This window comes from Asanoa sp. NPDC049475 (genome assembly GCF_040676915.1).
Taxonomy (GTDB): domain Bacteria; phylum Actinomycetota; class Actinomycetes; order Mycobacteriales; family Micromonosporaceae; genus Asanoa.
The window spans coordinates 357,387-374,856 of sequence record NZ_JBFAPY010000001.1; the positions used below are offsets into that span (position 1 = coordinate 357,387).

At 70.3% G+C, this 17,470-nt stretch carries 15 protein-coding genes; 10 read left to right on the forward strand and 5 right to left on the reverse strand.

The features are described 5' to 3' along the window. The first annotated feature begins 507 nt into the window (after window positions 1-507). The 3 genes from AB0J88_RS01750 to AB0J88_RS01760 are packed head-to-tail and all read left to right on the forward strand — an operon-like array spanning window position 508 to window position 2,936. Complete coding sequence (locus AB0J88_RS01750; protein WP_364359907.1) at window positions 508-2,049, forward strand: AMP-binding protein; 1,542 nt, start codon at window positions 508-510, stop codon at window positions 2,047-2,049. Then, complete coding sequence (locus AB0J88_RS01755; protein WP_364359910.1) at window positions 2,042-2,278, forward strand: glutaredoxin family protein; 237 nt, start codon at window positions 2,042-2,044, stop codon at window positions 2,276-2,278. Before AB0J88_RS01750 ends, AB0J88_RS01755 begins: the two co-directional genes overlap by 8 nt. Then, window positions 2,271-2,936, forward strand: a complete 666-nt coding sequence (locus AB0J88_RS01760; RefSeq protein WP_364359913.1) for an HAD hydrolase-like protein — start codon at window positions 2,271-2,273, stop codon at window positions 2,934-2,936. Before AB0J88_RS01755 ends, AB0J88_RS01760 begins: the two co-directional genes overlap by 8 nt. On the opposite strand, the gene AB0J88_RS01765 is transcribed toward AB0J88_RS01760, so the two are convergent. Together AB0J88_RS01765 and AB0J88_RS01770 are read right to left on the reverse strand one after the other, a co-directional pair. Further along, complete coding sequence (locus AB0J88_RS01765; protein ID WP_364359916.1) at window positions 2,925-3,569, reverse strand: response regulator transcription factor; 645 nt, start codon at window positions 3,567-3,569, stop codon at window positions 2,925-2,927. The genes AB0J88_RS01760 and AB0J88_RS01765 overlap by 12 nt on opposite strands. Before the next feature lie 22 nt (window positions 3,570-3,591). Continuing rightward, window positions 3,592-4,896, reverse strand: coding sequence for a sensor histidine kinase (locus AB0J88_RS01770; protein ID WP_364359919.1), 1,305 nt, complete (start codon window positions 4,894-4,896; stop codon window positions 3,592-3,594). A 299-nt stretch (window positions 4,897-5,195) separates the two neighbouring features. Here AB0J88_RS01770 and AB0J88_RS01775 point away from each other — a divergent pair, with 299 nt between their 5' ends. From AB0J88_RS01775 to AB0J88_RS01800, 6 genes are all read left to right on the forward strand, one after another. Beyond that, the gene (locus AB0J88_RS01775; RefSeq protein ID WP_364359922.1) at window positions 5,196-5,921 is read left to right on the forward strand and encodes a redox-sensing transcriptional repressor Rex; all 726 of its coding nucleotides are present in this window, start codon (window positions 5,196-5,198) and stop codon (window positions 5,919-5,921) included. Further along, window positions 5,918-7,225, forward strand: a complete 1,308-nt coding sequence (locus AB0J88_RS01780; protein WP_364359925.1) for a glutamyl-tRNA reductase — start codon at window positions 5,918-5,920, stop codon at window positions 7,223-7,225. Before AB0J88_RS01775 ends, AB0J88_RS01780 begins: the two co-directional genes overlap by 4 nt. Next, complete coding sequence (hemC, locus tag AB0J88_RS01785) at window positions 7,222-8,148, forward strand: hydroxymethylbilane synthase (protein ID WP_364359928.1); 927 nt, start codon at window positions 7,222-7,224, stop codon at window positions 8,146-8,148. The genes AB0J88_RS01780 and hemC overlap by 4 nt, the downstream gene beginning before the upstream one ends. Further along, on the forward strand, window positions 8,145-9,725 hold the full coding sequence (locus AB0J88_RS01790; protein WP_364359930.1) for a uroporphyrinogen-III synthase: 1,581 nt from the start codon (window positions 8,145-8,147) through the stop codon (window positions 9,723-9,725). Before hemC ends, AB0J88_RS01790 begins: the two co-directional genes overlap by 4 nt. Further along, window positions 9,725-10,708 carry a porphobilinogen synthase gene (gene hemB, locus AB0J88_RS01795; RefSeq protein WP_364359931.1) on the forward strand — a complete coding sequence of 328 codons (984 nt, stop codon included), beginning with the start codon at window positions 9,725-9,727 and terminating at the stop codon, window positions 10,706-10,708. Before AB0J88_RS01790 ends, hemB begins: the two co-directional genes overlap by 1 nt. 185 nt (window positions 10,709-10,893) lie before the next feature. Beyond that, complete coding sequence (locus AB0J88_RS01800) at window positions 10,894-11,421, forward strand: helix-turn-helix transcriptional regulator (RefSeq protein ID WP_364359934.1); 528 nt, start codon at window positions 10,894-10,896, stop codon at window positions 11,419-11,421. On the opposite strand, the gene AB0J88_RS01805 is transcribed toward AB0J88_RS01800, so the two are convergent. The 3 genes from AB0J88_RS01805 to AB0J88_RS01815 form a co-directional block, all read right to left on the reverse strand. Then, window positions 11,418-14,645: a lamin tail domain-containing protein gene (locus AB0J88_RS01805; RefSeq protein ID WP_364360203.1), complete on the reverse strand. Its 3,228-nt coding sequence runs from the start codon at window positions 14,643-14,645 to the stop codon at window positions 11,418-11,420. The genes AB0J88_RS01800 and AB0J88_RS01805 overlap by 4 nt on opposite strands. A 99-nt stretch (window positions 14,646-14,744) precedes the next feature. Next, entirely contained in the window at window positions 14,745-15,749 is a 1,005-nt protein-coding gene (locus tag AB0J88_RS01810; RefSeq protein ID WP_364360206.1) for a GNAT family N-acetyltransferase, read from the reverse strand. Window positions 15,750-15,821: 72 nt separating this feature from the next. Then, window positions 15,822-16,946: a lytic murein transglycosylase gene (locus tag AB0J88_RS01815; protein ID WP_364359937.1), complete on the reverse strand. Its 1,125-nt coding sequence runs from the start codon at window positions 16,944-16,946 to the stop codon at window positions 15,822-15,824. Between the two features lie 62 nt (window positions 16,947-17,008). Here AB0J88_RS01815 and AB0J88_RS01820 point away from each other — a divergent pair, with 62 nt between their 5' ends. Beyond that, window positions 17,009-17,227: a zinc ribbon domain-containing protein gene (locus AB0J88_RS01820; protein WP_364359940.1), complete on the forward strand. Its 219-nt coding sequence runs from the start codon at window positions 17,009-17,011 to the stop codon at window positions 17,225-17,227. The last annotated feature ends 243 nt before the right edge of the window (window positions 17,228-17,470 follow it).

The following is a 17,470-nucleotide window of genomic DNA, read 5'->3' on the forward strand; positions in this document are numbered from 1 at the left end:
CGGAAGGTCGCCGAGGTAATCCGGGGCATAGCTGTGCGCCGTCACTTGCCGCCCTCCAACCGGAGCCAGCACGGGGCGGCACCGGGACATAGGTGCTCATGCAACGCGTTCACGGGCACAGCGGCCTCCTCGGGGATGAGGGGTGTGACTCACATACAAAAGGGGTGAGCCGACCCAGGAATGATAGGGCCAACATCACCCACGTGTGGGGAGTCCGTTACACAGAGCCGAAGTATTTCCCGATACCACCTGAACGTGTCGCACATCTTGTCCGCTGTTGGACCTAAGACACCTGCCCGGAGGACGCCTGTCACCTGCGGAAAGCGGGCGACACGCCGAATCGCGACACGCCGATATACACAGGAGCCTTTGGCCGATCGGCGACACGCGGGTGCCTCCTCGGCTCCTGAGCGCAGTCCCGTCGGCGGGATCGCGACGCACACTCGCACAACGCACCGGACGACAACCGTGGCCACGGTCGGCGTCACTGTGCCAGACTCGGCGACCGTGGTGGACCGCCGTTCCGACACACTTGCCGACCGGGTGGCCGCAGCCGCTGCCGCGACACCCGACAAGACCGCCCTGATCTGGCACGACACGAGCCTGAGTTGGGCCGAGCTCAACCGTCGCGTCGATGCCGCCACGGCCGCGCTCACCGGGCTCAACCTCGAAACGGGCTCCCGGGTTGCGCTCGCGTTGCCCAACTCACCTCGATACGCCGTGACGTTCTTCGCCGTCCTGCGGGCGGGCCTGGTCGCGGTGCCGGTCAACCCGGCGTACACCGCCCGGGAGCTGCGCCACGTGCTCGCCGACTCGGGGGCGTCTCTGCTGGTCGCCAGCCCCGACGTCGCGCGTCTCGTGGAGGGCGTCCGAGGTGACCTGCCCGAGTTGGCGCGCGTACTCGAGAAGCTGCCGGAAGAGGGCCCGACCGGGGTGCCGGCCGCGGGCGGTGACCTCGCGGTCCTGCTCTACACCTCGGGCACCGAAGGCGCGCCCAAGGGCGCGATGCTCAGCCACCGGGCCCTGCTGGCCAACCACGCGCAGATCGACGCCATAGCTCTTGGTGGGATCGGCACGCCGACCGTGGTCGGCCCCGACGACACGCTGTTGCTCGCGTTGCCGCTGTTCCACGCCTACGGGCTCAACTCGGGGCTCGGCGCGGTCGCCTATCACGGCGCCACCGGGGTGCTGGTCGACCGCTTCGACCCCGCCGACTCGCTCGCCCTGATCGCCCGCCACGGGGTCACCGGCCTGGTCGGGGTGCCCTCGATGTACCAGGCCTGGTCGCTGTTGCCGGACGCCGGTTCGGCGATGACGACGGTACGGGTCGCGGTGTGCGGCGCCGCTCCGCTGGAGCCGGAGACCGCGACGCGGTTCACCCGGGCGACGTCGCATCAGGTCTTCGTCGGGTACGGGCTGACCGAGACCGCGCCGGCGGTCACCTCGACGCTGGTCAGCCCCGAGCCGAAGCTGGGCTCGATCGGTCGGGCCATCCCCGGTGTCGAGCTTCGGCTGGTCGCGCCCGACGGCAGCCCGGTGTCCGACGTGTCCGATCTGGACGGTGACGAGTTCGACCTCGAGGTCGGGCCGCCCGAGACCGATCCCGGCGAGATCGTGGTCCGCGGTGCCAACCTGTTCGACGGCTACTGGCCCGACGGGCGCGACGGTCCCGACGCCGACGGGTGGTGGGCCACGGGCGACATCGCGTACGCCGACGCCGACGGAGACCTGTTCATCGTCGACCGCCGGGGTGAGCTGATCATCGTCAACGGCTTCAACGTCTACCCTCGCGAGGTGGAACAGGTTCTGGAAGCCCACCCGGGCGTGGCCGAGGCGGCGGTGATCGGCGTGCCGCACCCGTACACCGGGCAGACCGTCAAGGCGTTCGTCGTGCGCGCGCCCGGCACCGAGGTGGATCCGGACGAGCTGCTCGGGCACGCCGAGGCCAACCTCGCGCGGTTCAAGACGCCGACGGCGCTGGAGTTCGTCGCGGAGCTTCCGCACTCGGCGATCGGCAAGGTGCGCAAGGCGGAGCTGCGGGATGCCTAGGATCACGCTGCTCACCCGGGCCGACTGCCACCTGTGCGACGCGGCACGGTCCGCGCTGGACCGGGTCACCGAGCGCACCGGCGAGAAGTGGACCGAGCTCGACGTGGCGGACGACCTCGAGCTCGAGCGCGACTACGGCGACCGGCTGCCGGTGGTGCTGCTCGACGGCAAGGAGCACGGTTACTGGCGGGTCGAGGAGGACCGGCTCGTCAGAGATCTCGATGGGTAAAGTCGTTCACGTGACGCGTACGCACCTGGTCTGGGACTGGAACGGCACCCTGCTCAACGACTTCGCGCTGGTCCTGTCCGCGACCAACCACGCGCTCTCGACCGTGGGCGGCCCGGCGGTGACCGCCGACCACCACCGGCGCCACTTCATCCGGCCCGTCGCCGACTACTACGCGATGGTGCTCGGCCGGGCGGTCGACGCCGACGAGTTCGACCAGCTCGACGAGATCTTCCACGACGCCTACCGGGCCGGGCTGACCACGTGCGCGCTCGCGGACGACGCCGTCACCGCCATGCGCTCCTGGAACGGCAGCCAGTCCCTGCTGTCCATGTGGTTCCACGAGGACCTGGTGCCGGCCGTGACGGCGTTCGGGCTCGACGGGCGCTTCCAGCGGGTCGACGGCGTGCAAGTTGCACTCGGCGGCGACCGCGCGTTCAAGGCCGGCCATCTCGCGCGGCACGTGGAGGCCCTCGGGGTCGACGGTGGGTCGGTGGTGCTGATCGGCGACTCGCTCGACGACGCAGACGCCGCCAGGTCCGTGGGTGCCGGATGCGTGCTCTACACCGGCGGGTTCACCGACGAGGGACGGCTGCGCGCCTCCGGGCATCCGGTCGCCGGGACGCTCTCCGAAGCCGTCGAGATCGCCCTAACCGCGTAGGTAGGTCAGCACCGCCAGCACCCGCCGGTGCTGCTCCTCGTCGGGCGGGAGCTGGAGCTTGGTGAAGATGTTGCGCACGTGCTTCTCCACGGCGCCGTCGCTGACCACCAGCTTGCGGGCGATCGCGGTGTTGGACATGCCCTCGGCCATCAGCCCGAGCACCTCCCGCTCGCGGGCGGTCAGCTCCCGCAGCGGGTCGTCCCGCCGGCGTCTGACCAGCAGCTGGGCGACCACCTCGGGGTCGAGCACCGTGCCGCCGGCGGCCACGCGGCCGAGCGCGTCCAGGAACTCCGTGATGGCCGCCACCCGGTCCTTGAGCAGGTAGCCGACCGCGCCGGCCCGGTCGGCCAGCAGGTCGTCCGCGTACGAGACCTCGACGTACTGCGACAGCACCAGCACGGGGGTGCCGGGCACCAGGCGGCGCGCCTCGACCGCGGCCTTGAGCCCCTCGTCGGTGTGTGACGGCGGCATCCGCACGTCGACGATCGAGACGTCGGGCTTCTCCCGGACGATCGCCTCGACCAGGCTGGGGCCGTCGCCGACCGCGGCCGCCACCTCGTGGCCGTGCTCGGTCACGAGCCGCACCAGGCCCTCGCGGAGGAGCACGGCGTCGTCAGCGATCACAATGCGCACCGGTCGAGCGTAGTAGAAACCCTCAGATGGGGAGGGACGCCTGGATCAGGGTGGGGCCGCCGGCGGGGCTGGTGACGGTGAGCCGCCCGCCCGCAGCGTGCACCCGGTCGGCCAGACCGGCCAGGCCGTGGCCCTTGGAGACGTGCGCCCCGCCCTCGCCGTCGTCGGAGATCTCGACCCGCAGGTCGTCGCCCTCGCGGCTGACCGCGATCCGGCAGATCTCCGCCCGGCTGTGCTTGGCGACGTTGGTGAGCGACTCCGCCACCACGAAGTAGGCGGCGCTCTCCACCGCCGGGTCCACCCGGCCGTCCGGCTGACCCAGGGTCTGGTCGATCGAGAGGTCGATCGGGATCACGCCGCGACTGGCGAGGGCGGCCAGCGCGCTCGGCAGCCCGCGGTCGACCAGGATCGGCGGCGCGATGCCGCGGGACAGCGAGCGGAGCTCGTCGAGGGTCTCCCGGGTCTGGGTCAGCGCCTCGTCGATGGTCCTGCGGGCCGCCTCGGGGTCCTTGTCGAACTGCTGCTGTGCCCGGCCGAGGTCCATCGCGAGCCGGACCAGCCGCTGCTGCGGGCCGTCGTGGATGTCGCGCTCCAGCCGGCGCAGGGCGGTCGCCTCGGCCGACACCGCGGCCCGCCGCTGCCCTTCCAGCGTGGTGATCTTGCTGCGCATCTCGGCGACGCCGGTCAGCATCGCCTTGCTGAAGTTGGCCTGGAGCAGCGCCATGCCGCGCACCACGATCGGCAGGCTGAGCAGGAAGAACACGCCGATGGCGGTGTACAGCAGCAGGCGCGGGCCGGTGCCGTCGCCCAGGCCGAGCAGGGTGTTGAGGTCGACCTCGTCGTCGCCGCGCGGGATCGCCCAGTCGTAGGTCCAGTAGAACGCGCCGCCGATCGCACCGGCCCACCACGACACGGTGACCACGAAGGCGACGATCGACAGGACGAACTTGACCAGTGCGTGCACCGCGTCGAGCCACGACTGGCTGTCGCCGATGACGGCGATGACGCGCTTGAAGAGGCCGGCGTCGGGCTTGGCGGTGCGGTACTCGGGGCGCACCCGCGGCAGCCGCAGGATGCGGCCGATCGCGAGCCGGTCGAGGTCGGCGAAGATCCGGGCGAGCAGCAGCGCTCCCGCCATCACCGGCAGGCCGATGCCCGTGACGACCAGACCGGCGCTGAGCACCAGCCCGACCAGGACCGCGACGAAACCGGCGATCGCCAGCGGAAAGCCCACGATCACGTACGCCGAGTCGGTGAGCAGTTGACGCACGATGCCACGGTGACTCGTGGTGCTCGAGGTGGGGCTGGAAACGACGGCTGTTGTCATGCCATCGACGCTAGGCATCGGCGCTCTTTCCCCCCATCCCGTCGGCTTGCCTCTTCAGGGTAGGGCTGGCCGTACCTCACCCCCGTACCCGTGACTCGTGATTGGTGGTATGGGTCCCATTTACGCAATAATCGTGAACAGGAACGGCGACCAAGATCGCGATTTGTGCACGAGTTCACAAGCGCCTAGTCTGTGTTCCCGACGAATCCCGTTAACACAGCCGGTCTTCGCGCACTGGGTCGGGGCGGCACAGTCGCGGGCCCCGTGCGGGCAGCCGGACGATCGCAAAACGGAGTCGCATGAGCCAGCACCGCCCGACGGGCCCCAACGGACGGTCCGGCGGCGTACCTGCCCTCCCGGACCTGCCCGAGGCGACGGTGGCCCGCCTGCCCGAATATCTTCGTGCGCTGCACCACATCGCCGAAACGGGCAACGACACGATTTCGAGCGAGGGGCTCGCCGCGGCGGCCGGGGTCAACTCGGCAAAATTGCGCAAAGACCTTTCCCACCTCGGCTCGTACGGGACGCGTGGGGTTGGTTATGACGTGGCGTTGCTCATCGACCAGATCGAGTTCACCCTCGGACTGACCCAGCGCCGAGCGGTCGCGCTCGTCGGCGTCGGTAACCTCGGTCACGCATTGGCCGGCTACGCGGGCTTCGCCAGCCGCGGCTTCCGCATCGCGGCCCTCTTCGACGCCGACCACTCGCGCGTGGGCGAGCCGATCAACGGCCTGAACGTCCAGCACATCTCCGACCTGGCCACGGTCGCCGCCGCCGAGTCGATCGCCATCGGCGTCATCGCCACTCCCGCCGCCGCGGCCCAGGACGTCGCCGACGCCCTCGTCGCGGCCGGCGTCACCAGCATCCTCAACTTCGCGCCATGTGTGCTTTCAGTCCCCGAAGGGGTGGACGTCCGCAAAGTCGACCTGGCGATCGAGTTGCAGATCCTGTCGTTCCACGAGCACCGTAAGTCGGCGTTGACCTCCCTACCGGGCGGTCTTGCAGAAGAGGCGGTGGGCACGTGAACCTGATCGTGGTGGGCGCTTCCTACAAGACCGCGCCGGTCGCGATGTTGGAGCCGCTGGTGGTGTCGCCGGCCGACATGACCAGCACGCTCGACCAGTTGGTGGCGCAGCCCTACGTCCGCGAGGCGGTCGTCCTCTCCACCTGCAACCGCGTGGAGATCTACGCCGCGGTCAGCGGCTTCCACGGCGGCCTCACGGACATCTGCGCGGTGCTCGGCGAGCGTGCCGGTCGCGCCCCGGCCGAGCTGGCCAACCACCTCTACGTGCACCACGACGCCGCCGCCGTCGAGCACGCGTTCCGGGTCGCCACCGGGCTCGACTCGATGGTGATCGGCGAGGCGCAGATCCTCGGCCAGCTGCGTGACGCTTACCACTCGGCCACCGAGGCCGACAGCGCGGGCCGCACGCTGCACGAGCTCATGCAGCAGGCGCTGCGGGTCGGCAAGCGGGCGCACGCCGAGACCGGCATCGACAAGGCCGGGCAGAGCGTGGTGACCGCGGCCCTCGACATCGCCGCCTCCCACTTCGCCGGCGGGCTCACCGACCGGCCGGCCCTGGTGGTCGGTGCCGGTGCGATGGGCGCCCTCTCCGTCGCCACGCTGTCCCGCCTCGGCGTCGGCCCCGTGTCGGTGACCAACCGGGGTGCCGACCGCGCGACCCGGCTCGCCGCCGCCTACGGCGCCACCGCCGCGCCGATCGCCGACCTGCCCCGGCTGCTGTCCGACGTCGACCTCGTGATCGCCGCGACCGCGTCCACCGAGCCGGTGCTCACCCGAGCGACCGTCGAGGCCGCCCTGCGGGGCCGCACCACGCCACTGGTCCTGCTCGATCTGGCCGTGCCGCGCGATGTCGAGCCCGAGGTCGCCGGCCTGCCCGGCGTCGTCGTCGTCGACATCGACACGCTCGCCTCCGAGCTGCGCGCCGGCCAGCACGCCGCCGACGAGGTGGCCGTGCAGGACATCGTCGAGACCGAGGTCGAGGCGTTCGTCGGCTGGCTGCGCGGCGCCGACGTGGCACCGACCGTGGCCGCGCTGCGCACCCGGGCCGACGAGGTCGTCGCGGCCGAGCTGGGCCGGCTCCGGCAGCGCCGTCCGGAGCTGACCGAGGAGCAGCGGGCCGAGGTCGCACATGCCGTGCACCGGGTGGTCCGCCGCCTGCTGCACTCGCCGACCGTCCGGGTCCGGCAACTCGCCGCCGAGCCCGGTGGCGACCAGTACGCCACGCTGATGCGCCAGCTCTTCGACCTCGAAGTGCCGACGACCGCGCTGGCGGATGACGTCCCCCCGTTGGGAGAGCCCAGATGACTCCGCTGCGACTCGGGACCCGGGCGAGCAAGCTCGCGCTGGCCCAGTCCCGCCTGGTCGCCGAGGCGGTGACCGCCGCCACCGGCCGCCCGGTGGAGCTGGTGGAGATAAGCACCGCCGGTGACCGGTCTTCCGCGCCGGTCGCCCAGCTCGGCGTCGGCGTGTTCGTGTCCGCCCTGCGTGACGCGCTCACCGACCGCCGGATCGACTTCGCGGTGCACTCCTACAAAGACCTGCCGTCGGCCCAGCCGGGCGCGCTGCACATCGCGGCCGTCCCGCTGCGGGAGGACCCGCGCGACGCACTCATCGCGCGCGACGGCCGCATGCTGACCGACCTGCCCGACGGCGCGACCGTCGGCACCGGTGCGATGCGCCGGATCGCTCAGCTCAACGCTCTGCGGCTGCCGCTGCGGGTGACGCCGATCCGGGGCAACGTCGACACCCGGATCAGGCGGGTCACCGGCCCGGAGGCCGACCTTGACGCCGTCGTCATCGCCCGCGCCGGAGTGGTCCGGCTCGGGCGGGCCGACGAGATCACCGAAACGCTCGACCCGATGCTGATGCTGCCCGCACCGGCACAGGGTGCGCTGGCGGTGGAGTGCCGCCACGACGACCACGACCTGGTCGCGGAGCTCGGGGCGCTCGACGACGGACCCACCCGGGCCGCGGTCACCGCGGAACGGGCGTTGCTGGCCACACTGGAGGCCGGGTGCAGTGCCCCGGTCGCCGCCTACGCGGAGCTCGCGGAGGGTGAGGACGGCGATGAGATCTACCTGCGCGGTGCGGTGATCAGCGCGGATGGCGAACGCGCCATCCGGCTCTCGCGCACCGGAACGCCCAGCGCCGCCGCGGAGATCGGCAAGGCACTCGCCGCCGAGCTCCTCGACCGTGGCGCCGATACCTTGTTTGGGAGCACAGAATGACCCGCACCCGTAAGCCCGCAGGCCACATCTCGTTCGTCGGGGCCGGACCCGGCGACCCGGGCCTGTTGACCCGCCGGGCGCACGACGCGCTGGTCGAGGCCGACCAGGTGGTCTACGACCGCGGCGTGCCGGAGTCGCTGCTCGCGGCGATCCGCGCCGAGGCCAAGGACGACGCCCAGTTCACCCCGGCCGAGGGCACCACCGGCGACGTGGCCAAGGTGCTGATCTCGGCCGCGCGCTCCGGGCTCTCCGCCGTGCACCTCGTCGCCGGTGACCCGTTCGGGCACGAGTCGGTGGTCAAGGAGGTGCAGGCCGTCGCCCGCACCGCCGTCCACTTCGAGGTCGTGCCGGGAGTCGGCCAGGCCGAGGGCGTGGCCACCTACGCAGGCGTGCCGCTCCCCGGGCTGCGTACCGCCGCCGACGTCGACGACGTCTCGTCGCTGGACTTCGAAGCGCTGGCCACCGCGGTGGCGCGCGACTCGCTGGCCCTCGCGGTCGACGCCGGTGACCTGGCGGCGCTCCGCGACGGCCTCCTCTCCGCCGGACTCGACGGCAGCACCCCGGTCGGGGTGACCGGCGACGGCACCGGCGAGACCCAGTTCACCACGACGTCGACCGTCGACAGCTTCGTCGCCGCCGCGCTCGGCTTCACCGGCCGCGTGGTGCTCACCCTGGGCGCGGGCGTCGCGCACCGCGACAAGCTGAGCTGGTGGGAGAACCGCCCGCTGTACGGCTGGAAGGTCCTGGTCCCGCGCACCAAGGAGCAGGCCGGCGCGATGAGCGCCCGGCTGCGGGCCTACGGCGCGATTCCGTGCGAGGTGCCGACGATCGCGGTCGAGCCGCCCCGCACGCCGGCGCAGATGGAGCGTGCGGTCAAGGGCCTGGTCGACGGTCGCTACGCCTGGGTGCTCTTCACCTCGGTCAACGCGGTCCGCGCGGTATGGGAGAAGTTCGGCGAGCACGGCCTCGACGCCCGCCACTTCGGCGGCGTGAAGATCGCCTGCATAGGAGAGGCAACGGCCGACGCGGTCCGCGCCTTCGGCATCCAGCCCGAGCTGGTGCCCACGGGCGAGCAGTCGTCGGAGGGCCTCCTGGCGGAGTTCTCGCCGCACGACGAGGTGCTCGACCCGGTTGGCCGGGTGCTGCTCCCGCGCGCCGACATCGCCACGGAGACCCTCGCCGCGGGCCTCACCGAGCTGGGCTGGGAGGTCGACGACGTGACGGCGTACCGCACGGTCCGCGCGGCACCGCCGCCGGCAGAGATCCGCGACGCCATCAAGTCGGGCGGCTTCGACGCGGTCCTCTTCACGAGCTCGTCCACGGTCCGCAACCTGGTCGGCATCGCGGGCAAGCCGCACACCCGCACGGTGGTGGCGGTCATCGGCCCGAAGACGGCAGAGACGGCAACGGAGTTCGGCCTGCGCGTAGACGTCCAGCCGGCCCACGCCTCGGTCCCGGACCTGGTCGAAGCCCTGGCCTCGTACGCCGTGGAACTGCGCGAAAAGCTGGCAGCGATGCCGGCGAAGCAGCGCCGCGGCTCAAAGGTGCAGGGCCCGACGGCTCTCAGGTTCCGCTGATGCCTTTCCCCACGGACCGCCCACGCCGGCTACGCGTCAACCCAGCGGTGCGCCGCCTGGTCGAGGAGACCAAGCTGGCGCCGTCGGAGCTCGTACTGCCGATGTTCGTCAAAGAGGGCCTGACAGAGCCGCGCGCCCTCTCCGCGATGCCCGGCGTGGTGCAACACTCCCGCGACTCACTACGCAAAGCCGCGGCGGAAGCGGTCCGAGCAGGCGTAGGCGGCATCATGCTCTTCGGAGTGCCGCTGGAGAAGGACCCAGAGGGCTCAGGCGGCCTGGACCCGAACGGCATCCTGAACGTAGCGATCCGAGACGTGATCGCCGAGGTAGGCGACGCCACGGTAGTAATGGGCGACCTCTGCCTGGACGAGTTCACCTCCCACGGCCACTGCGGCGTCCTTGACGACAAAGGTCGTGTAGACAACGACGCCACCCTGGAGTCGTACGCCAAGATGGCGGTAGCCCAGGCCGAAGCAGGCGCCCACATGGTCGGCCCGTCAGGAATGATGGACGGCCAGGTAGGCGTAATCCGCCAGTCCCTGGACGCCGAGGGCTACCAGGACGTAGGAATCCTGGCGTACGCGGCAAAATACGCGTCAGCGTTCTACGGCCCGTTCCGAGAAGCAGTGGAGTCCTCCCTACAGGGCGACCGCCGCACGTACCAACAGGACCCAGCCAACTTCCGCGAGGCCCTACGCGAGGTAGCGCTAGACGTAGAAGAAGGCGCGGACATCGTGATGGTCAAACCAGCGCTCACAAACCTGGACGTAATCGCCGCGGTCCGAGCATCAGTAACAATCCCGGTAGCGGCGTACCAAATCTCCGGCGAGTACGCGATGGTCGAAGCCGCAGCAGCCAACGGCTGGGTAGACCGCGAACGCGCACTCCTGGAAACCCTGACCTCAATCCGCCGAGCCGGAGCCCAAATCATCCTGACGTACTGGGCCACAGAAGCAGCAACCCTCCTCCGCTCGCGCTACTAAAGATCACCCACCCCCGGGGGGTTACCCCCGGCTTCACCACATTTGCTCTGCACCCATATACGCACCACCCCCGCGTAGGGCCGGTGCGTATGTGGGTGCAGAGCAAATGTGCGGAAGTTATCCACAGGTTTTGGGGCGGGGTGTTGGCGGGCGGTTCTGGGCGGCATGCTTGCGTGATGGGTGGGATGGCCGGTTCTTTGGCGCTTCCGGTTTCTGGTCTTCTGCGCGCTGCTCGGCGGCAAGCCGATCTCAGTCAGCGGCAACTCGCTGCTCGGAGTGGGGCTAGTCATGGGACTGTTAGTCGGATTGAGGCTGGGGCGCTCGTGCCTAGTCTCGCCATGATGGAGAAGTTGCTCTCCGCTTGCGGGTACAAGTTCATCGTCGTCGATGAGCGGCGGCGGACTTTGCGGCCCATGGTGGATAGTGACAACACTTTGGATGGCGGGCGTCGGCGGTTTCCGGCTCATCTTGATGTGATTCTTGATCCGTTGCCTGGGGAGTGGTGGGCCGATATCTACGGGCTTGCTCGGCCTCCTGAGACCTTCTATCGAGACCGGGCCAAGCGGGATCGGCAGCGGCGGCGGAGTGTTTGGGAGGTTCGGGTCAAGCAGAATCGGTGGCGGCCGCCGCCTCCCGCGCGGGACGAGTTTTATGGCTGGACGCGAAACGGCCCGGCCGCAGTGGCCGGGCCGCTTCTCGGGTCGGTTGGTTAGTCGTCGTTGCGGATTGTTCCTACGCCGATCGGGTCTGCTAGAACGAGACCGGGGATTCCTGCTACTACCAGCGTCAGGGTTTCGTTCGGCTCGCGCTGCCGGTCGCCCTTGACTGTTACGTCGACCGTCGTTGACGTGGATCCTGCTGCCAGCGTGCGGCAGCCGATCACCGGGTCGTAGTCGCTGCCTGCTCGGGCCGTCAGGCCCAGGGTGGTGCCGCACAGTAGGACCGGCTGGGAGAGCGGGCGCGAGACCGAGACCGTGAAGGTGAGCTTTGTCGTGCCTGCGTTGCCTTCCGCGACCTCCGCGTCCGAGACTCGCAGTTCTGCCCTCGAGTTGAAGCGGGCTACCTGCGGGTCGTGGTCGCTGGAGCCCCTCGAGCCGTCTCCCGTGTAGTTGGCCGCCCAGTCCGCGTTGATGTGGGCCGCGCGCATCTGCACCAGGTCCTGGTGCAGCGGGTCGTTGACGAACAGGTGGTCCAGGGTCTGGGCCTGTCCTTCGAAGCTGTACGAGTACGCGCTGGCCGGAACGTCCTTGACCAGGTCCTCCCACAGGTTGTGCAGGCCTGCGTCGTACAGCGGGGCCAGTTGGTCGCCCTGGTTGATCTGCACCGGGTCGTCCGGGCGCGGGAAGACGTTGAGGTCGCCGCCGTAGACGACCCTCGCATTCGGGTCCGACTGCTCGATCGCCGTGACGATGGCGGCTCCGTAGCGGGCCTGTTCGCGGCGCTGGCCTACCCGGCCGTCCGGAGTCGACGAGTAGTGGTTGCTCACCGCCCACAGGACCGACTTCTCGTTGCCTCCAGGAGTTGCCGCCACCAGGAACTTGGCCACCTGGGGTGCGCGGGTGAAGACGTCCGAGCCGTCCACGCCCGTCGACGTGTCCACGTCCGCGGGGAGGTCGGCGTTCAGGGACTTCGGGTTCTGGACATCCGTGTTGTACGCCAGGCCCGGTGCCCGGTAGGAGACCGTCGGAGTGGCGCCGAGCACCGCGTCCGTCTCGGTCGCCGGCGCCAGGGTCACCCGGTCCGTGCGGTAGAGGAACGCCGCGGTGATGCCTCGGTCGTCGGCGCCGTCACGGTCGTAGGCTGCCGCGTACGCCGGGCCGCCCTTGGCCTTGATGGTGAGCGCGAGCTCCTGGATGGTGTCGGGCGCGCCGTCGGCGTTGTCTGTGGTGCCGCAGGACAGCGCGTTGCCCGCGACGGTGCAGATGTCCTGGTCCTCGGCTTCCTGCACCAGGATCACGTCGGGGCTGTGCAGGTCGGTGGTGACCTGGTCGGCCAGCGCGGCCAGCTGGTTGTCGTAGTCGGCCTGGTCGACCGGCACGTAGTCGAACGGCGGGCTCACGCCCGGGCAACCCGTGTTGCCGAGGAAGTCGCAGCCGTCGAACGGGTCGTCGCGGAAGTCATAGAGATTCTCGACGTTGTACGTGGCGATCGCGTACTCCGTGTTGCGGTTGGCGGCCTGCGGCGGGTTGTTCTTCGACGGGTCGGCGCCGCCCGCGAAGGTGACCTGGCCCGCCTGGATGCCGTACTTGTCGAACGAGAAGTACAGGCCGCCGACCGCGTCGTTGGTCAGGGTGTCGAAGGTGTGCGCCGGCGGGAGCAGCGTGAGGCTGTCGCCGGAGCTGTCCTTGACGCCCATCGAGCCGAACATGATCCGGTTGCCGTTCTCGTCGTCGAACCGGGCCGGGTTGTTGTCGAGCGGGTGCGAGTCGCGGAAGACCCGGCGGGCGTACGGGTCGGCCCGGTCGAGCAGCGGATCGTCCTTGTCGACGACCCACACCTCGGAGTCGGCGGTGCTGGCGAACACGTCGCGGCCGCTGACGGCCTGGGCGCCCGCCCGTACGCGCATCTGCATGCCCTCGTGCCGCTCCCAGAAGCGGTCGGCGCTGCCGAGGTCGACCGGCGGCACCGCGTCGGTGGCCGGGACCTGCACGCCGCTGGCCAGCTTGGTCACCAGTGAGGCGCTGGCGAGCTGGCTCAGGTTGAAGTACTCGGTGACCCGGGCGCGGACCACGATCTCGTCGCCGACGACCGGCTGGTAGCCGCCGATCAGCGTGGTGAACGTGCTCGTGTAGACGAAGATGCCGTCGGAGGTCAGCGGGTCGCCGTCCTCGGTGCCGGGGCGGCTCTGCAGGAAGAACCCGTACTGCAGGGCGCCGGCCGAGGTGCGGGACAGGGTCCGCTGGGTCACGACGCCGCGCACGTCGTAGAGCTGCTGGCTGTTGCCGCTGGCCGGGGCGAGGGGCGAGCGGTCGAGCTTGCCCTCCTCGGCGTCGGTTGTCTGGCCCTGCACCGCACCGATTGACAGCACGCCGTTGACCTGGACGGCCAGCGTGCACGTCGCGGGGGTGCCCGAGTCGTCGGTCGACGTCAGCCCGACCGTGTAGCTGCCGGCCGGAACGTCGGCGCTGACGGTGACCGTCGCCGTGGCGGTCGTACCCGGACCGGTGGCCGCCGTGAACGCCGTGCGGCTGATGGTGCCCGAGGCCGGGGAAGGTGTGACGCTGGTGACCGCGAGGTCGGTGATCGTGTCGTCCGCGTCGACCGCCGTCACGTCGCGGGCCGCCGCGCTGCCTTCGGCGGTGGTCAGCGCGCTGCCGCAGGTGAGCACCGCGGGCGCGTCGACGGGGCCGCCACCGGTGGAGTGGCTGCCCAGACCGTCGAAGGTGTCGGTGGCGAAGCCGTCCCACTGCACCGCAGGGTCGAAGGCGTCGCTCGGGTCGGTGTCACCCGCCTCCACCGTCGACTTGCGGCGCAACGTGTTGTCGGCCGTGCTCGTCAACCCCGTGCCCCACTCGGTGCCCGGGTCCACTCCGACCTGGCCGAGCGAGTCGACGACCGCGTCGCCCTTGCGGAGCACGACCGCGTCGTCGCCGTTCCAGAGCCCGGAACCGGTGGTCTGGTCCGCCTGGGCCAGGATCGCGGCCACCGAGGCGGAGTGGGCGAACACGAAGACGTCGCCCGCCGCGACGGTGCCGGTCAGCGACGCGTTGAAGGACGCCGCGGTCGCGCCGTTGAAGTAGACCGACAGCTGGTATCCGGTCAGGTCGACCGGGGCGCCGGTGCCGTTGTAGAGCTCGACGGCCTTGTTGTTGGACGAGCCTTCGACGTACTCGGAAATGATCAGATCGGTCGGTGCCGCGTAGGCCCCAGTGGACACGCCGAACAACGTGGCGGTCGTCGTGAGGGTCGCGGCAGCCAGCAGTGCGGGCGCGCGCAACGAGCGCAAGGAAGCCTCCAGGGGTGGTGGGGGCGTAACGAGGGGTTGAGCGATCAAGGGCTGTGTAACAGCCCCGTATGGCGATCCAGTGTCTGCCAGCTAAACGCCGCGCTCAAGGTGTCGGAGGACGTCGGCGACATCAGCGCCGTATTCGTACCATTCACGGTCCGGCTGGAAGCCGAGCTCCGCGTTGACCTTGAGCATCGACTCGTTGGCCTGTGCGTTCCAGGTCTGCACCTCGGCCAGTTTGGGCTCGGCCGAGCGCAACTCGAAGAGCATCCGGGCCTTGATGGCGCGGTCTATGCCGTAGCCACGGTGGTCCTGGGCCACGATCGTGTCGTACTGGTCGGCGCGGGTCGGGTGTTGGGCCGGGACGACGACCTCGGTCAGGCCCGCCACGTCGCCGGTCTTCTCGTGGATCGCGAGCACGATGTAAGGCTGCATGCCCCGGCGGTGCAGGCAGTCGAGGCTCGCCCGTAGTCGCTGGGGGTCGTAGGAGCTCGGTCGTAGGTCGAGGTCGCCGTCGTCGATGTCGCGGAGCTCCGCCTTGGCCTTGGCGTACGCGTCGAGCAGGTCGTCGGGCGGCCCGCCCGGGCAGAACTCGATGCGGTAGCCGGCGCCGATGCCGCGGGCCATCTCGCCGAGGGCCAACCAGTCGACGGAGTTGAGCCGAAGCACACTGCGGGTCTCGGTGTATTCGCGGACGAATCCCACGGACTCGAAGAAAGTGACGGCCGGGGTGCCGCCGACGACTTCGGCGCCGATAACGGAGAAGCCTTCGTGATACGTCTTGCGGGCGGCCTGGGCGAGCATTTCCCGGGCGAGACCGGCCCGCCGCGCTTTGGGGTGGATGAGGAGCTCGACCACGCCGATGTCGCCCAGGAGCAGCACGTTGGCGTGCCCGACAACCCGCCCTGCGGGTTCTTCGGCGAGCCAGGAAATGCGTCGCTCACCGGGCATCGTCTCCGCGAGATATTCACGGAGAAAACTCTCTTGCCACAGCGGGTCATCCGGGAGGTCCGCCATGAGCACCGCATTCAGGCTGTCCAGCATCGAACGGAGCTCGTCGGCGGAGGCGGTTTTCGGATCCCACTCGCGCACCATCACCTGTCTAGCTTGCCGCTAACAGACCCGACGCGAAAGGCCTTAGTTCTCCAAAGTGCCGATGCGGCTACGCTACGTGCGACTCTTGGTGCCGTAGTCGTTGGCCGTGTCGAACACGGCCTGGGCGTATCGCCGCACGTCGTTGTAGCTGAGGATGGCTCCCCACCAGTCCTGGGGGTTCTGCAGGTTCCGGCCGTTACGACACAGATAGTTAGCGGCTGCGAGGGCTGCGTCGTCGATGTCGTGCGGGTCCTTGATGCCGTCGTTGTCCGCATCCTCGCCCGCGTTGGCCCAGGTGGACGGGATGAACTGCATCGGACCGACGGCCCGGTCGTACGTGGGGTCGCCGTCCATCTGGCCGTCGTCTGTGTCGGCGATCCGCTGGCGCCCGCCCTGGCCGTCGAGCGGCAGGCCGATGATGTGCGGCAGCGACTGCCCGCTCGGCGTCAGGGTGGCTCCGTTCGCGGTGCCGTGCGCCGACTCGACCTTGCCGATCGCCGCGAGCGTGGTCCAGGTGAGGTGGCAGGACGGCGTCTTCTGGCCGACGACGAGCTCGGCGTAGCCGTAGGCGCGCACGGCCGTGGCGCTGATGCCGGTCTTCGTGGAGATCTGTTGCGCCCAGGAGTTGATGACGTCGGCCGGCTGACCGAAACCGCCACCCACGGGCGGCGGCACGCCCACGCCGGTGGACGTACCGGCGGTCGGGAACGCGGTCGGGAACCCGGTCGGGAAACCCGGGTCGCTCGGTGCCTGGCCGGTGGGGAACGCGGTGCCGGGCGCGGCGCCGGCGGACGGGTCGACCGACGGGTTGGTCGCCGGGCTGGGGTGCGCGGCGGGCGGCGCGTTGGCCGGCAGCACGACGGCACCCGCTACGGCGGTCAGCGTGACCAGTGCGAACAGCAGCACACCGGGCAGGACGAGCCGGCCGCTCGGGCGGCGGGACCAGGCGCCGACGGCGGTGGCACCGGACCGCACGGCGGCCAGGCCCGGGACTCCCCGGACGGTCGGACGCTCGATGCCGGGCGGCGGACGCTTCGCCGGGTCCCACTCCTTGTCGAGGTCTATGTCGACTTTGGTCGGTGGTGACGGCGACGGTGTCGGCTCCGGACCGGCCGGCGGGTCGCCCGGCGGTCGCTGGTCCGGCACGGAAGCGCGCAGCTTCTCCGCAGCCGTCGGTGACTCCTCCCCGGCACCCACATGAGCGAGCCTACCGATCCGGGTGAGGGTTTCGGCAACGCGGAGGCCGTACCCTGTCTGGCATGCCCCGGTATGAGTTCCGCTGCCGCGCTTGCGGGAGCACCTTCGAGGTCAACCGTCCGATGGCCGAAGCGTCCGAGCCGGCACAGTGCCCGGACGGCCACGGCGACACCGTCAAGCTTCTCTCCGCGGTCGCCGTCGGCGGTCGCGGCGGTGCGGCGCCCGCGCCGGCCGCGGGTGGTGGCGGCGGTGGTTGCTGCGGCGGCGCCTGCGGGTGTTGACCCCCGGTCCCTGACCCCCTGTCGATCATCCTTTGGGCCGGGAAGCTTGGCCGAGGGTGCCGCATCCACCCTTGGAACACCTCGTTACTCAGCCGTGTAACCACGGGCCGGACACCCGCGGTTAACCCCGGCGTGGCACGTTGCTCCAGGTGGGAGCGGGTTTTCGACCTTGGGCCCTGCCGGGCCAGCCGAACCTACGATGCGCCGGCGGTCCGGAGTGCGGCAGCATGGACCCGACTTCCA

Excerpts from the sequence above, each read along its gene's own strand:
- AB0J88_RS01755 (WP_364359910.1), top strand. The coding sequence starts at position 2,042 with ATGCCTAGGATCACGCTGCTCACCCGGGCCGACTGCCACCTGTGCGAC.
- AB0J88_RS01760 (WP_364359913.1), top strand. The coding sequence starts at position 2,271 with ATGGGTAAAGTCGTTCACGTGACGCGTACGCACCTGGTCTGGGACTGG.
- AB0J88_RS01770 (WP_364359919.1), bottom strand. The coding sequence starts at position 4,896 with ATGACAACAGCCGTCGTTTCCAGCCCCACCTCGAGCACCACGAGTCAC.
- AB0J88_RS01775 (WP_364359922.1), top strand. The coding sequence starts at position 5,196 with ATGAGCCAGCACCGCCCGACGGGCCCCAACGGACGGTCCGGCGGCGTA.
- hemC (WP_364359928.1), top strand. The coding sequence starts at position 7,222 with ATGACTCCGCTGCGACTCGGGACCCGGGCGAGCAAGCTCGCGCTGGCC.
- AB0J88_RS01790 (WP_364359930.1), top strand. The coding sequence starts at position 8,145 with ATGACCCGCACCCGTAAGCCCGCAGGCCACATCTCGTTCGTCGGGGCC.
- hemB (WP_364359931.1), top strand. The coding sequence starts at position 9,725 with ATGCCTTTCCCCACGGACCGCCCACGCCGGCTACGCGTCAACCCAGCG.
- AB0J88_RS01800 (WP_364359934.1), top strand. The coding sequence starts at position 10,894 with ATGGCCGGTTCTTTGGCGCTTCCGGTTTCTGGTCTTCTGCGCGCTGCT.
- AB0J88_RS01810 (WP_364360206.1), bottom strand. The coding sequence starts at position 15,749 with ATGGTGCGCGAGTGGGATCCGAAAACCGCCTCCGCCGACGAGCTCCGT.
- AB0J88_RS01820 (WP_364359940.1), top strand. The coding sequence starts at position 17,009 with ATGCCCCGGTATGAGTTCCGCTGCCGCGCTTGCGGGAGCACCTTCGAG.